Raw genomic sequence first — 15,198 nt, 5'->3', positions numbered from 1 at the left:
CTGCATAGCCGGGCGCGGTCGGTTTGGAAGTAGAATGGGGCTCTTCCCTTGGTGGTAGCAGCTTGGCTTGGCCGTACGCCACCGCGCCGCCAATGCAAATACAAGGTTGCCCCTTGCCAGGCTCATGGCACAAAAAAGGCTGGCCCGTAGTACACGGGCCAGCCTTGTTGCATAATTACTACCGCTGGTTTACCGCGGGTAGTACTGGTTCATGAGCCCCAGCGCCTTCTGGCTGCGCACGGAATCGCCACTCAGCTCGGCGGCGCGGTACACGCTTTGCAGACTAACCAGGTAGCCGCGCTGGTCATCTTCGAAGAGGCTGCCATCGGGGCGGGTGGCGTAGTACGCCAGCATTTGCTCGCAGCGGCGGGCCATGGTGTCCAGGATTTCGTCGGCCTTCTTTTTCTCGCCGCCGGCTACCAGGGCGGGCACCAGCTGGGGTGAGTAGTAGTCATATGGAACGGCTTTGTCGGGCATCAGGTCGAGGCATTTGTTGGCCACTTCCTTGGCCTTGGCCACGTTGCCATCGGAGAGGTAGGCCTGCGAGAGGCGGGCGAACTTATCGCGGTAGTTAGCCGGGAAGCGCAGATTGTTCTCGTCGTAGAAAATGTTCGGGTTTTGCAGGCCGCGGTAGCTGAAATCCTTCAGCAGGCGCTGGTAGGTGAGGTCCTTCTGCACGTAGCCATCATCGCCGCTGCGGGGGTCGTAGTTCGGGTCCTTCAGCGGGAGCAGGCGGTAGGCCATGCCTTCGAGCTGGAAGTAGGGCTGTAGGTTCATGTAGTCGCTCGGTGCCACGGTGCTGCTGAAGTAGATGGGCCGCTCCCAGTTATTGGTGGCAATCATGTCGAGAATCACCAGGTTTTTCTTCTCGATGGCGCGCTTGCCCATGCTCCATTCCATGCGGGATACGAGCTGCTTTTCGCGGTCTTTGGGGATGATGCCCAGCTTCTTCACGGCCGCCGTGTCGATGGGCAGGTAGAAGTTGGGCGTCGGGAACGACATCATGCTCGGGCCGCCCTCCTGGTACTGCACTTGCAGCAGCGGGTTGTTGCTTTTCACGAGGTCGATAAACTCCTTGAGGTTCACGCTCTGCACCGCCGGGTTGGCCGCGAACGGCAGCATGTCGTTGGTGCCCTGGGCATAGGCCTCGGGCCCCATGCTGATGGGGAAGGGCTGCGACTTGTAGGCGCGGCGCTTCATCTGGGCAATGTACCAGTCCGTATTCAGGTAGCTGAGCACGGCCACGCGCACGTCGGTCCGGATGCCTTCCACCTCCTGGGCGTACCAGAGTGGGAAGGTGTCGTTGTCGCCGTTGGTGAAGAGAATGGCGTTCGGGGCGCAGCTATTGAGCAGGTTCTTGGCCGAATCCACCGAGTTGTAGCGGTCGGAGCGGTCGTGGTCGTCCCAGCCCTGGGCGACCATGATGCCCGGAATCAGCAGGCCCACCACCAGGGCCAGGCCGGCGCGCAGGCCATCAGCCTTCACCACCTTGCCGAATAGCTCCGCCAGGCCCAGTACGCCCAGCCCTATCCAGATGGCAAAGGCAAACGTGGCCCCAGTGAAGGTGTAGTCACGCTCGCGGGGCTCCCGCGGCGGCTGGTTGAGGTATAGCACGATGGCCAGGCCGGTCATCAGGAAGAGCAAGCCGGTTACCCAGGCATCCTTGCTGTCGCGGCGGCTCTGGAAAAACAAGCCAATCAGCCCCAGGATGAGCGGTAGGGCCAGGAAATTGTTGTGCGCCGGGCTCTCGCCCACGCGGGGCGGCAGGTTTTTGACGCTCGGGCTCAGCGGCGTCACCACGCCCGCCTGCTGAATGTCGGACTCGCGCCCCACGTAGTTCCACATGAAGTAGCGCCAGAACATGTGGCCCATCTGGTAGCGGAACAGAAAGCCCAGGTTCTGGCCCATGGTGGGCTTCACGCCGTCCTGAATGTCCACCCACTTCTTGTAGTTGGCAATCTGGTCGGGCTCGTAGCTATAGATGCGGGGCAGCAGCATCTTGTCCTCGTCGGCGTAGCCGGGCTCCTGCTGGCGAGGCAGAATTTCCTTGTAAGTGCCCGTTTTCAAGTCGCGGGTGTAGCGCGGGGAACCTTCCTCGTAGTGGTCAGGCTGGGCGTTGAACTGCGGGCCGTAGAGCAGGGGCCGCGAGCCGTACTGCTCGCGCTTCAGGTAGCTCACGAAGCTCAACACATCTTCGGGGTCGTTTTCGTTGATGGTCGGCTTGAAGGAGCTGCGAATCGGGACGATGAGGTAGCTGGAATACCCAATCAGGATAAACACAAAGCTCAGCATAGCGGTGTTCAGCAGCTGGCTGCGGTACTTGAAGGACAGCCGGAAGCCCAGATAAATCAAGCCAATAAAGAGCGCCAAGAAGATAACCAGGCCGGAATTGAACGGCAGCCCAATGGCATTGACGAAGAATACTTCAAAAGAACCGGCCAGCGTGGGCAGCCCCGGAATGATACCCACCAGAATGGAGCCCACGATAACCATGCTCACCACCATCACCAAAATGCCCCCCTTCACAGACGGGTTGGCGGTGCGGCGGTAGTAGTAGATGAAGCCCAGGGCGGGCAGCGTCAACAGGTTCAGCAAGTGAACGCCGATGCTGAGGCCGATAACGTAGGCAATGAGGATGAGCCAGCGGTCGGAATCGGGCTCGTCGGCGTGGGCTTCCCACTTCAGCATTATCCACACCACGGCCGCCGTGCACAGCGCCGACATGGCGTACACCTCGCCCTCCACGGCATTGAACCAGAACGAATCGGAAAACGCAAAGGCCAGCGCGCCAACCGCACCAGCACTCAGGATAAGCAGGGTTTGGGCTCCGGTGGGCTCGATGGTTTCGGCGGGCCGGGCGCTGCTGGTTTCACCCCGCAGCACCAGCTTGCGGGCCATGCGGGTAATAATCCAGAACAGGAACAACACCGTGAAGGCGCTGCTCAGGCCCGACAAGGCATTAATCAGCACCGGCACCTTCGCCAAGTCGCCGAAGGAGAACAGCGAAAACAAGCGACCCAGCAGCAGGAAAGTAGGCGCGCCGGGCGGGTGGGGCACCAGCAGCTTAAACGAGCAGGCAATGAATTCGCCACAGTCCCAAAACGAAGCGGTGGGCTCCAGGGTGAGCAGGTAAGTGGCGGCGGCAATGGCAAACACGAGCCAGCCGACGAGGTTATTCAGGCTTTTGAAGGAACGCATAGAATCGAAAAGAGCGCAGGCCCCAATGGCCAGCGCGGCGGGCAGAGGGTCGGAAAACGAAAGTTAGGAAAGCAGTGAAAGGTCAAAAGTAGCACGCTAACGTTGCAGTCGCATGAAGCCCCGGTTGCATTTAGCCGGCAAATCAGGGCGCTAGCTAGAGTTATTGGCACCACAATTGGGAGTTCGCAATGCTTGCTCCCATGGCCTACAAACACGAAAAGCAGCCACTGGCTGCTTTTCGATAGACAAATTTAGGAGACTTTTAGGTCAGTTCTGCAAAGTAATCCGCTTTGTGGTTACCACTTTACCATCAATCAGCAGGTTGCAGAAATAGATACCGGCGTGCAGGTCGCTCAGGTCCAAAGGCAGGCCAGTGCTGGTCACCTCAGGCTTGAGGGCGATGGTACGTACTTCCTGACCGATGATGTTGTTGAGGCGCAGCTTGTAGTTAGCGTAGTTAGCACTGGCTTTCTGGTTCAGCTGCAACAACTGCAACGTGACTTGGCCGCGGCTGGGGTTCGGGAAGATGCTTACGTCGATGCCAGCGGTACGAGCATTGAGCGTAGCGGTAGGTACAGCAGCTTGCACCGTGAGAATGCCGTATTGGCCAGACCCTGGCGAGCCGTGGGCAATGCAGTGATACGGGAAGACGCCTACTGTATTAAACGTCAGGGTGAAGCTCGTATTGGCGGCATTCATCGGGAAGGTAGTCCAAGCGGCTGGGGAGCTATCCGAAGCGGTAGGATGGCTGCGTACGCCCACATAGCTCCAGGTAACAACATCACCTACGGTAATGGTGCGGATATCGGAGTCCCCGGTGGTGACCCCTGGTCCGCGGTAGAAGTTGTCTCCTACCAGAATAGTGATGTTGGCCGCAACCGCCGGTGCCAAGGACAATGCCAGCATCGACAGCAGTAAAACGCAGCGAGTAAAGTGTTTCATAAAAAGAAGTGAAAAGAGAGGGAAAAGAAAAATAGAGGTTTGAAATTAGAGACAAGCACCGTGCCGGGCTATGCTAATTCTGCCGCTCATCCAGCAAACAGTGAGCGTGTTTGGGTTTGATGGACTGCTAAGAGATGCAAAACTTATAGCGGTAGTTGCAACACCAACTCGCTTAGTGACTCAATACGGTTGCCTGGGAGATTGTTTTTATTTTAAAAAACGTGCAGCAAGCTCAAGCGCCTGCTACACGTGCCGGATTTCCTGCAGGCCAAACCGTCGCAACTCGTTTCCGATAGCGACGGCCAGCCGGCCATCGTCTTCCACCCCGACAATCTGGCCGCTCACCTGTCGTCCCTCAATTTCGAATAAATGGATTTCCTGATACCGGTACAGCACCTGCAAGTAGGCCCGCCGCAATTGGCCCACTTGCCCGGCCCGCAGCTGCAGATAACGCTGCTCCAGGCACTCCAGCAGGCGGGCAGCCAGCGCCTCGCGGGCATAAGCGCGGCCCGTGAGCTGGCCAATAGACGTGGCCGTAGGCGAAACAAAGCGCTGCTGATTAACATTCAGGCCGATACCAATGATGCTATATTGAATCTTTGAGCCGCTCAACGTGTTTTCGATCAGAATGCCGCCGAATTTCTGGTTTCCATAGTACAGGTCGTTCGGCCATTTGAGCTTCAGTCTGGGGTCGGGCCCTAGCAGGGTACTGGCCCAGTCGTGTACGCCGAGTGCCACAGCCTGACTGAGGAGGAACTGTTGGGCGGCGGCCAGAAACGTAGGCTGCCACACCACCGAAAGCATGAGGTTTTCGGCGGGAGTGGCCTCCCACTGGTTACCGCGCTGGCCCCGGCCAGCGGTCTGAAAGTCCGTAATTATGGTGCAGCCCTCGCTGGCCCGGTTTTGGACAATCAAGGCTTGGGCCTCCGTATTGGTGGAGGTACAGGCCGGCAGCCAGATTAATTGCTGGCCCGTGAATAGGGTTTGAGGGGTGACAACCACGGCCTTCTTTCGCGTATCGTTAACTTCGTAGACTTTTGGCTGCAAAGCTCAAACCTAACCACACAATATGAAAAGCACGTTGGTCCGTCAGGATTCAGACACATTGGCAGAGTTGGTCGTTCGCGGCATGCAGGACAAGAAAGCGTCCGACATCGTAGTGTTGAATCTGAAGGAATTAAAAAATGCCGTGGCGGATTATTTTATTATCTGCTCGGCTAATTCGGATACCCAACTCGAAGCCGTAGCCCGCTCGGTGGAAGAGGAGATTGAAAAAATTACCGGCGAAAGCCCCTGGCAAACCGAGGGCCGCACCAACCGCGAGTGGGTGCTGCTCGACTATGTGGATGTGGTAGTCCACGTTTTTCTGCGCGACCGGCGCAAGTTCTACGCGCTCGAAGAGCTATGGGGTGATGCTGACATCAGCTACATCGAAGCCGAAGAAGCGTAGGGTAGTGGCTGTGGGCAAAAACGTGCTGTGCCGTGAAGCCGAAGAAATTTTACTACGCAACAAACGCACCTGCAACTGATTGGTTTACGCGCAGTAAAAAAGCCTCGGCTCTGAGGTAGCTTACTCGGTAAGCTTCTTGCTGAAATTGTTTGCAGCGCCGTGTTTGGTTAAAATAAAATTGCCGCCGATGCGTCTGCCTTTTTACCGAACATTTGCTTTCAGCGCGGTGTTCTGCCCGTAGTTATACCTGATTTAACTAGTTATTTTCATGTCGGATAAAAATCCCAATAACAATAAAAAGAAGAAGCCCCTGATGCCCACCCCCAATCCTCGGCCGGGTGTGCAGCTGTGGGTACTGGCTGGCCTGCTGGTATTCTTGTTTGGGGTGATGTGGGTGAACAACCTCAACTCGCCCGCCAAAATCAATCAGCAGCGATTCGAACAGATGCTGGCGGCCGGCGATGTCAAGGACATTACCATCATCAACGAGAAGGTAGTGGAAGTAGCCCTCAAGCCCGAAGCCCTGCGCAAGCCGGAATATCAGCAGGAGCTGGTGCGCCGCACTCCGTTTGGTAGTACCGGCTCCGGAGCGCAATTCTACTTCCCGGTAGTAGATGCCAAACTGTTTCAGGAAGACCTGGACCGGGTGCAGAAAGATGTGCCTTCTGCCCAGCGCCTGCCCCTCAATATTGACTCGCGCCAAAGCCCCGGCGACTACTTTGGGACTTATGGCTTCATTGTGCTGATGATTGTTGGCTTTTGGTTCCTGATGCGCCGCATGGGCGCCGCTGGGGGCCCCGGCGGCCAGATTTTCAGCATTGGTAAGAGCCGGGCAGCCTTATTTGAAGGTGGCGACAAGGTGAAAATCACCTTCAAAGACGTGGCTGGCCTTGAAGAGGCCAAAGAGGAAGTACAGGAGATTGTGGAGTTCCTAAAGAATCCCAGCAAATTCACCATCCTGGGTGGTAAAATCCCCAAAGGCGCGTTGCTGGTAGGTCCTCCTGGTACTGGTAAAACTCTGCTGGCCAAGGCTGTTGCCGGCGAGGCTGATGTTCCGTTCTTCTCGCTCTCGGGCTCCGACTTTGTCGAGATGTTCGTAGGCGTAGGCGCGGCCCGGGTACGGGACTTGTTTAAGCAAGCCAAAGCTAAAGCGCCTTGCATTATCTTCATTGACGAAATTGACGCCGTGGGCCGCAGTCGTTCGCGTGGTTCGGTGCCCGGTGGTAATGATGAGCGCGAGAACACGCTAAACTCGCTGCTGGTGGAAATGGACGGCTTCGGCACGGACTCGGGGGTTATCATCCTCGCCGCCACCAACCGGCCCGATACACTGGACTCGGCGCTGCTGCGCCCCGGTCGTTTCGACCGTCAAATCAGCATCGACAAGCCCGACATTAATGGCCGCACCGAGATTTTTAATGTGCATTTGAAGCCCCTGACGTTGGGCCCCGATGTAGACGCTCGTCGTCTGTCGGCCCAAACTCCTGGGTTTGCTGGGGCTGAAATTGCGAACGTCTGCAACGAAGCCGCGCTCATTGCCGCCCGTCGCGACAAGAAGATGATAACCGACCAGGATTTCACCGATGCCATTGACCGCGTAATTGGTGGCTTGGAGAAGAAGAACAAAATCATTTCGCCCGGTGAGAAGCGCATTGTGGCTTATCACGAAGCCGGTCACGCCATTGCAGGCTGGTTTCTGGAGCACGTCGACCCCTTGGTAAAAGTGAGCATCGTGCCGCGTGGCGTAGCCGCTTTGGGCTATGCGCAGTACCTGCCCAAGGAGCAGTTCCTGTACAACACCGAGCAGCTGATTGATGAGATGTGCATGGCCTTGGGTGGCCGTGCCGCCGAGGAACTGGTATTTGGTAAAATATCTACTGGCGCGCTGAGCGACCTGGAGCGCATCACCAAAATGGCCTACTCCATCGTGACGATGTATGGCATGAATGCCAAGCTGGGCAACGTGTCGTTTTACGACTCGAAAGGGCAAAACGAGTATGGTTTCTCGAAGCCTTATTCGGAAGCTACTTCGCAGATGATTGACGAAGAAGTACGTAGCATCATTGAAAATGCGTACGTCCGCACTAAGGAGCTGCTCACCGAACGGCGCCATGAGTTGGAGGTGATTGCCAAGGAATTGCTGGAAAAAGAAGTGCTGCAACAGGAAGACCTGACCCGCCTCGTGGGTCCGCGCCCCTTCGAAACCCAAACCAACTATCAGGCCCACATGGCCGGTACTGACCGCAGCGAAACGGCCAGTGAAGTGAAAGGCGAGCAAGCTGCTGGAGGCAAACTCGGCAACGACTTACCCGACCTGCACTTGCCAGGCTTGGATGATGACCGGAAATCACGCCCCGGCAACGACGTGGAAGCTGGCAGCACCGCTACCCCCGTTTAGCTGAGCGAATGAATATGTGAGAGTGGAAAAGCCAGCCTGCAAAGGCTGGCTTTTTTATTTTACCCAATGCCCATTCACCGCAGCTTCCATAATACGATTATCGCTCTTTCGTCTTTCTAAGGCTTTCTGTTGTAGCCCCCCAGGGGTACCACGCGAGGTTCCACCGGCCATGCGGAGTTGTTTGTTGAAGGCAGCACTATTACTAAGCCTGCTACCTTTGAAGCCCCTTATTTGAATTTCTCCTGAATTATGGCCGAAACATCCCGCGACGCCATTCTCGCTCGTATTCGTCAAGGCTTGGTGCAGTCCGCTCCGCTACCACCTCGGCCCGACTTCACGGCTCCCGTGCACCCGCCCCTGAATAGTGGTGATGTGGTGGTGGCCTTTGCCGAGAGCTTTCAGCGGGTGGGGGGCGAGTTTTATTACTGCGAGTCGTTGTCGCACTTGGCAGTGCAGCTTGTGGGTTTCCAGCAGCGCCAGCAGGTGGGCGCACCCTACGTGTGGGAGCCGAAAATGCAGGAGCTATTGCGGGCCGCAGGCGTCGCTTTTCGGGCTGATGAAACGAATTTTATTGCGCAGGCCGACCTGAGCCTGACCTCGTGTGAGGCACTGGTGGCGCGCACGGGCAGCGTGCTAGTAGCAGCGGCCACGGCCAGCGGGCGCCGGCTAAGCATTTACCCAGACCAGCACTTGGTGCTGGCCCGCCCTAGCCAAGTGGTGGCTGAGATAGGGGACGCGCTGCGCGTGGTGCAGGCCCGGTACGGAGCCCAGATGCCCTCGATGGTGTCGCTCACCACGGGCCCCAGCCGCACGGCTGATATCGAAAAAACCTTAGTGCTCGGGGCGCACGGGCCGCGGCGTCTTGCGCTGTTTCTATTGGAAGACGACGCCGAAAACCTACCTGAATGAAGCCCCCTCTTTTTTTGCCTGACTTGGTGCTGCCGCCCGGCAAACAGGTTTATTTTGCTTCTGATTTTCACCTTGGAGCCCCCGATGCGGCGACATCGCTGGAGCGGGAGCGGCGCATTGTGCGCTGGCTCGATGCGGCGGCGCAGGACGCGGCGGCTATTTATTTGCTGGGTGACCTGTTTGATTTTTGGTTTGAGTACAAGCACGCCATTCCGCGTGGTTTTATCCGGTTGCAGGGGAAGCTCGCGGAGCTGACCGATGCGGGCCTGCCAGTTACCATCTTCACCGGCAACCATGACATGTGGATGTTTGGGTATTTTACCCAGGAAATGGGAATTCCGGTGCTGCGGCAGCAGGTGTCGCAGCGCATCGGCAAGCAGCTTTTTCACATCGGCCACGGTGATGGACTGGGACCGAAGGACTACAGCTATAAGGCACTGAAGCAGATTTTTACTTCACCTATTGCGCAGTGGCTGTTTGCGCGCCTGCACCCCAATCTGGGGATTGGCATGGCTAATAAGTGGAGCCGACACAGCCGCTTGCAAGAGGGCAAGGATGATACGAAATTTTTCGGCGACGAGGAATGGTTGTTGCAGTACTGCCGAGAGTTGGAAGCGCGTTTGCACCATGACTACTACGTCTTTGGCCACCGCCATTTGCCACTCGATGTGGAAGTGACGCCCGGCAGCCGCTACGTGAACCTGGGCGAATGGGTCAATTATTGTTCTTATGGCGTGTATGATGGCAACGACCTGGCTTTGCGGCATTTTGAGAAGTAGCGGGAGCACTATGCAGCGTCGGCAGGGCCTCCAGCCGTTGGCGCCGCAGGGCCGGGCTATTATGCTACTCGTTGGGGCATTGCTACTGACGGATGTGGCCCAGGCCCAGGTTACCGTACCTTCGGCTGCATCTGTAGCGCCAGCTGCTAAGGCGGTGGTTTCGCCAGTGCAACCAGCTCTAACAGCCGAGGGTACAGCCGCTCCTGATGCGGCGCCCTGGAAGCTGGTGAGGCTTATCAAACTGCCCAACCCAGGAGCGGCGTCGCTCGACCGGCGCGGGGTGCTCTACGTGGCCGATGCCGATAACAACCTCCGCCAGTACGGTCCCGAAGGACTATTACTGAACACTTACGCGCCAACTCAGCCTGGGCATGTGGCCCAGGTAGAAGCATGGAACGTGACCAGTACCTTGGTTTTCAACGATGACCGCCAGCAGCTCATTTTGCTCGACCGGTTCCTGGCGCTTATAAGCGAAGTGCGACTGGCCGACTTATTTGATGGGACCGTGCGCGCCGCCACCCTGGCTCCCGACAACCGCATCTGGCTCTTGGATGAGAGCAATCTGGTGCTGCGCGAATTCGACCCCAGCACCAAAGGACTTATTCAGAATACCCCGCTGGATTTAATCATCGGCCGCTCCCGGCCCGATTTCCGGTTCCTGCGCCAGTACCAGAATAATACCTACCTCGTGGACCGCAGCACAGGCATTTACGTGTTCGATAACCTGGGCACTTACAAGAAAAAGCTGCCCTTCACCGGACTGAGCACAGTGGGTTTTCGGGGCGATGAGCTGTACTATTCCGACGCCGGAGCCATCCATTTTTTTCACCTCTATAACCAGACGGAACGCCGCGTGGCCTTGCCACCAGACGTGGACCCCGCCGCCGTGCACCAGGTGCTGATAGGGGAAGTATATGCTTATATTTTCACGCCGCAGGGAGTATCAGTCTATCAGATAAAGTAGCTGATTTAGGGCCCGGCTTACCGATTGATAGTGTCGAGTTGAAGTAACCCGAGGAAAAAGGGACCGTTAAGCTGGAGAGTTCTTTCTTTCCATTTATAATCCCTTTTCCATGAAAGCTCTTCGAATTCACGGCATGAGAGACGTCCGCGTAGATAATGTGGATGACCCCGAAATTCAGGATTCGCGCGACGCTATTATCCGCGTTACCAGCACGGCCATTTGTGGGTCCGACCTGCACATCTACAACGGCAGCCTGCCGCAGCCCCGGCCCATGGTGCTGGGACATGAGTTCATGGGCATCGTGGAGGAGGTGGGGAAGGGTGTGACCAACCTCAAGCGCGGCGACCGGGTGGTAGTGCCTTTCCCAATTGCCTGCGGGCACTGCCTGTTTTGCAACCATGACCTGCCCGGACACTGCGAAAACTCCAACCCTGAGCACTATGGCCCCGAAGGCGGCCTGCTGACGGAGAAAGGCGGCGCATTGTTTGGCTACACCGATTTGTACGGTGGCTACGATGGTGGCCAGGCCGAGTATGCCCGCGTGCCTTACGCCGACTACGGTCCCCGTAAAGTGCCCGATAACCTCACTGATGAGCAGGTGCTGTTCCTCACCGATATCTTCCCCACGGGCTATTCCGGCATCGACTGGGCGGGGGTGAAGGGCGGTGAAATTGTGGCGATTTTCGGGTCGGGCCCGGTGGGCATCATGGCGGCTAAATCGGCGTGGCTGCGTGGGGCCAGCCGGGTTATCATTATCGATACCCAGCCCTACCGCCTAGACTTGGCCAAGCAAACCGCCAATGCCGAAACCATTCTCTGGGAAAGCCATCAGCAGGTGGTAGGTGAAATCCGCAGTAAAAGCCGTGGCTACGGGGCCGATGTGTGCGTGGACGCGGTAGGTTTCGAGCCTGACCGAGACCTGCTGGACCGCGCCAAGGCCATTGTAAATCTCGAAAAAGGCTCCGCTAAAATTCTTCTAGCCTGCATAAGCGCGGTGCGCCGCGGCGGCTTCGTGTCGGTGTTGGGGGTGTACGCCACGCCGTTCGACAATTTCCCGGTGGGGCAATTCTTCGACAAGGGCATCATCATCCAGGGTGGTCAGGCGCCCGCCCACAAGCACATCGACAAGCTGCTTCAGCACGTAGCCAACGGCGACGTGCGGCTGGACGACATCATTTCGCACCGCCTGCCGCTGAGCCAGGCCCCGCACGGCTACGACATCTTCCGCAACAAGAAGGACAACTGCACGAAGGTGGTGCTTAAACCTGGCGAGTAATTCCCTGGTATCGTTGCTGTCCTCAGGAGGGTCGCCATCTCGGAGGCCTTACGCGCCATCTCGAAGATTCCAAGCGGCATCTCAGGTGCGTCATACGGCGTCTCGGAGGTCCCAAGCGCTACCGCGGGGATGTCACGCGGCGTCTTGGAGGTCTTCGCGTCATCCTTATAGCTTCGGGCGTGTACCTGGGTAAGCATGAAGGCACTACAGTGGGTGCGCTGGGGGGTAGGGGGCACGCGGGCGCCGTATGTACGAGCCGTGCCCAGTGTTTAAAACTTCTCCGGAGTTATCTTTGGGAAGGGGCCTTTCATCCCATACTTTCTACTTGGTATTCATAATAAAGCATGATGTTACCAAACCTTCGGTCAGCTCGTTTTACTAGGGTGCGGCCAGAGCTACAACGCAACTGGCATTGGCTGGTGCTGGTGCTGGTGGCGCTGCCCCAGACGCTGCTGGCCCAAAACACGCAGCGTGCGTTGCCCCAAGCCAAGCTGGCACCTGGCCTGCAAGGCATGGTTTCCCGCGGCCGCGGCGTGGCCCAGACAGTGCGGGTGAGCGTGGCCAATCCTGCCGCTTTTCGGCAGTGGTTGCAAAAGCGGTTGCCCGCTGCACGGGTGGCTCAGCCCATCGCCTCGCCTACTACGCTCACAGTGAGTGGCCTCACTACTGCTGACCTCGCACAGCTGGCGGCCAGCCCGGTGGTCAACTTTGTGGACGTGGCCGACCGCCGGGCCCACACGGAGCAGCAGCTGAACAACTCTGATTTATCGGTTAATGCCATCTCGGTGGTGCACGCGCGCTTTCCGCAGCTTGGCGGCCAGGGGCTGACGGTGTCAGTGAAAGAAGAGCAGTTTGACCCCAATGACATTGATTTTAAAGGGCGCGTCGTAAATCCGGAGGCTTTCGCTAAGTCGCCTTCCAGCCATTCCACCACCATGACCACGCTCATTGGCGGAGCAGGCAACTCGCACCCGCTTGGTAGGGGAGTGGCCAGGGAAGTGCGCCTGGCTACTTCCGATTTCGCCCGCCTGCTGCCGGACAATGCCCAGGAACTTGGCCAAGCGTCGGTCCAGAACCACTCTTACGGGGTGGATATCGAGAATTACTACGGAGTGGAATCGCTGGAATACGACCGGCAAGTGCAGCAGTTTCCGGTGTTGTTGCACGTTTTCTCGTCGGGTAATGTGGGCCAGCAGGCCAGTCCGAGTGGGGCTTACCAAGGGCTGACGGGGGTGGCCAACGTCACGGGGCAGTTCAAGATGTCGAAGAACACCCTCGCCGTGGGCGCTACCGGCCCCTCGGGGCAAGTGGCGGCACTCAGCTCGCGTGGGCCAGCCTACGATGGCCGCGTAAAGCCCGAACTGGTGGCTTACGGCGAAGGTGGCTCCTCCGAATCGGCGGCGCTGGTTTCGGGCATCAGCGTGCTCTTGCAGCAAACCTACCGCGACCAGCACAGCGGCACGATGCCACCTGCCGCCCTCGTAAAAGCCGTGTTGCTAAACAGTGCCAATGACCTGGGCCGGCCAGAAGTTGATTTTGTGAGCGGCTTTGGTCAGGCTGATGCGCTGGGAGCCATCAATACGATGCGCAGTGGGCAGTTCTTTGGCGGAACGGTAGCCCAAGGGGCCGAGCAGGTGTTCACCATCACCGTGCCGGCCGGGCAGCAGCAGCTGAAGGCCACGCTGGCCTGGACTGACCCCGAAGCACCCGCCAACGCCGCCCGCGCCCTCATCAACGACCTGGACTTGGAACTGGTGTCCACGGCTACCGGCCAGCGCTGGCAGCCATGGGTGCTCAGCCATTATCCTCACCTTGACTCTCTGGCGCTTCCCGCCCGCCGCCGCCCCGACCATCTGAACAATGCCGAGCAAATCACGCTGCCCTTGCCTGCCGCTGGTACTTACGAGTTGCACGTCCGGGGTTATGCCGTGCCGCAAGGTCCCCAGGCATTTAGTCTGGCGTATGAAGTAAATTCCCTGGGGCTGGAATGGCTAAGCCCTCAAAACACCAATAATGTGCGGCCTGGCACTACCAGTACCTTGCGCTGGCACTGGAGCGGCCCTGCCACCCCGGCCCGCCTGGAGTACCGGCCGGTTGGCCAGGCGCAGTGGCGTCTTATTAGCGCCACGGTCGCCCTCGAGCAAAATAGCTTTGCCTGGGCCGTGCCCGATACCACCACGCTGGCCCAAGTGCGCTTGGTGGCTGGCAGCAGGGTGTTTGAGTCCGCCACGTTTGCCATTGCGCAAGCGCCCACCATGCAAGTAGGCTACACCTGCTCCGACGAAACGCTGCTGCAATGGCGCTCTGTGCCCGGCGCCACTGGCTACCAGGTCTATCAGCTGGGCACGGAGCGCCTTGGACTTTTCGCTCAAACTACCGATACAGCTATTACCCTGAACCGGGCCCAAATGCAAGCCCGTTACTACACGGTGGCGCCTCTGTTGCGTGGCCAGCCCATAGCCCCGGGCTCCACCATCGATTTTACCGCGCAGGGCACCAGATGCTACTTCCGCTCGTTTCTGGCTCGCCAACTCGTGGATGAGCTGATTCACTTCGACGTGGAGCTGGGCAGCGTGTTTCGTCTGCGCTCGGCCACGTTGGAGCGCTTGGGTCCCGCGGGGTACGAGGCCGTGCAAACCATCGCGCCCATAACGCGAACGACCTTTGCCTTCACTGACCAGCCGCCAGCGGCCGGCCGCTACCTCTACCGCGTGCGGCTCGATAACCTAGCCGGGCAGCAGTTCTACAGCGAGCCCGAAGAAGCCTACCTACTGCGAGGCAATACGGCCCAGGCGTACCCCAATCCGCTGCCCGCCGGCGAAACCCTCAAGCTGGTTGTCAATACTGCCACGCCCGTTTCGCTTGATTTGTACGACGTACTAGGGCGACTGCAGCGGACGGCTACTGCCGAGGGGGTGGTTAATAATTTCAATACCAGTGGCCTCCGCCCCGGTTTGTACCTGCTGCGGGTGCGGTTTGATACCCGTACCGAGCAAACCATTCGGGTTGTTATTCAGTAGCTGCCTGCCGCTGGCGAGATTTGCTAGTGCAGCACCTGACGGTGGGACTTGAGTATTTGAGAGAGCTAGCCATTGGAAGGTAGCGACGCCACGCCTGGTTCCTCCTCACCCGCGTCACCTGCCCATATTCATTATTAATGACGGGATGCCAAAGATGGCGTTGCTACATCGTGCTAGCTAATGCAAATTACCTCCAAGCGACGCGGTTAGCGAATAATAGAAAGTGCATAGATTAATTAATAAAAAAGCCCCGACTCATCCG

The 15,198-nt window shown here is 58.1% G+C and carries 10 protein-coding genes; 7 read left to right on the top strand and 3 right to left on the bottom strand.

All coding sequences use genetic code 11. The features are described from left to right. Window positions 1-189: 189 nt before the first annotated feature. The 3 genes from WX88_RS16610 to WX88_RS16600 form a co-directional block, all read right to left on the bottom strand. Complete coding sequence (locus WX88_RS16610) at window positions 190-3,198, bottom strand: glycosyltransferase family 117 protein (protein WP_046245522.1); 3,009 nt, start codon at window positions 3,196-3,198, stop codon at window positions 190-192. A gap of 267 nt (window positions 3,199-3,465) precedes the next feature. Next, window positions 3,466-4,140: a T9SS type A sorting domain-containing protein gene (locus WX88_RS16605; RefSeq protein WP_082116095.1), complete on the bottom strand. Its 675-nt coding sequence runs from the start codon at window positions 4,138-4,140 to the stop codon at window positions 3,466-3,468. A gap of 243 nt (window positions 4,141-4,383) precedes the next feature. Beyond that, window positions 4,384-5,187, bottom strand: coding sequence for a biotin--[acetyl-CoA-carboxylase] ligase (locus tag WX88_RS16600; protein WP_082116094.1), 804 nt, complete (start codon window positions 5,185-5,187; stop codon window positions 4,384-4,386). A 22-nt stretch (window positions 5,188-5,209) separates the two neighbouring features. On the opposite strand from WX88_RS16600, the gene rsfS reads away from it, so the two are divergent. From rsfS to WX88_RS16565, 7 genes are all read left to right on the top strand, one after another. After that, window positions 5,210-5,590: a ribosome silencing factor gene (rsfS, locus tag WX88_RS16595; protein ID WP_046245520.1), complete on the top strand. Its 381-nt coding sequence runs from the start codon at window positions 5,210-5,212 to the stop codon at window positions 5,588-5,590. Between the two features lie 268 nt (window positions 5,591-5,858). Then, window positions 5,859-7,988: an ATP-dependent zinc metalloprotease FtsH gene (gene ftsH / locus WX88_RS16590; protein ID WP_046245519.1), complete on the top strand. Its 2,130-nt coding sequence runs from the start codon at window positions 5,859-5,861 to the stop codon at window positions 7,986-7,988. 249 nt (window positions 7,989-8,237) lie between these two features. After that, window positions 8,238-8,897 (top strand): LutC/YkgG family protein, encoded by a 660-nt coding sequence (locus WX88_RS16585; RefSeq protein ID WP_046245518.1) that lies wholly within the window; start codon window positions 8,238-8,240, stop codon window positions 8,895-8,897. After that, window positions 8,894-9,676 carry a UDP-2,3-diacylglucosamine diphosphatase gene (locus tag WX88_RS16580; RefSeq protein ID WP_046245517.1) on the top strand — a complete coding sequence of 261 codons (783 nt, stop codon included), beginning with the start codon at window positions 8,894-8,896 and terminating at the stop codon, window positions 9,674-9,676. Before WX88_RS16585 ends, WX88_RS16580 begins: the two co-directional genes overlap by 4 nt. 10 nt (window positions 9,677-9,686) lie before the next feature. Next, a complete protein-coding gene (locus WX88_RS16575; protein ID WP_052732773.1) occupies window positions 9,687-10,640 on the top strand; it encodes a hypothetical protein in 954 nt (317 codons plus the stop codon). A 109-nt stretch (window positions 10,641-10,749) separates the two neighbouring features. Then, complete coding sequence (locus WX88_RS16570; RefSeq protein ID WP_046245516.1) at window positions 10,750-11,916, top strand: zinc-dependent alcohol dehydrogenase; 1,167 nt, start codon at window positions 10,750-10,752, stop codon at window positions 11,914-11,916. Window positions 11,917-12,299: 383 nt separating this feature from the next. Beyond that, on the top strand, window positions 12,300-14,936 hold the full coding sequence (locus WX88_RS16565) for a S8 family peptidase (protein ID WP_046245515.1): 2,637 nt from the start codon (window positions 12,300-12,302) through the stop codon (window positions 14,934-14,936). The last annotated feature ends 262 nt before the right edge of the window (window positions 14,937-15,198 follow it).

It is taken from the genome of Hymenobacter terrenus (assembly GCF_000972495.1).
Lineage (GTDB): Bacteria > Bacteroidota > Bacteroidia > Cytophagales > Hymenobacteraceae > Hymenobacter > Hymenobacter terrenus.
Note: the sequence above shows the minus strand (reverse complement) of the source record. Positions and strands in the feature narration are given on the sequence as shown.